Origin of the sequence: Amycolatopsis sp. CFH S0740, from assembly GCF_004522315.1 — a bacterium.
GTDB classification, from domain to species: domain Bacteria; phylum Actinomycetota; class Actinomycetes; order Mycobacteriales; family Pseudonocardiaceae; genus Amycolatopsis; species Amycolatopsis nivea.
Genome location: NZ_SDLS01000083.1, coordinates 1 through 394 on the forward strand (window position 1 = coordinate 1; position 394 = coordinate 394).

Sequence of the window (394 nt, forward strand, 5' to 3'; positions counted from 1 at the left end):
CGTGCTGGACGGGTTTCTGCAGCCGGTCCCGCCCGGCACCACCGGAGAACTCCACCTCGCCGGCCCCCAACTCGCCCGCGGCTACCACAACCAACCCGCACTCACCGCCACCCGCTTCACCGCCAACCCCTACGGCCCACCCGGCACCCGCATGTACCGCACCGGCGACCTCGTCCACCAAGACCACCACGGCCACCTCCACTTCCACGGCCGCACCGACACCCAAACCAAACTCCGCGGACACCGCATCGACCCCACCGAAATCGACACCGCCCTCACCACCCACCCCCACATCACCACCACCCACACCACCCTCCGAACCGACAACCCCCACAACCCCCAACTCACCACCTACCTCACCACCACCCACCCCATCGACACCCGAGAACTCCGC

Annotated in this window: 1 protein-coding gene; it reads left to right on the forward strand. The window is 68.5% G+C overall.

The window, feature by feature from the left end; all coding sequences use genetic code 11:
- A partial coding sequence (locus tag EIZ45_RS45845; RefSeq protein ID WP_134736134.1) for an AMP-binding protein occupies positions 1-394 on the forward strand: 394 nt, incomplete at both ends.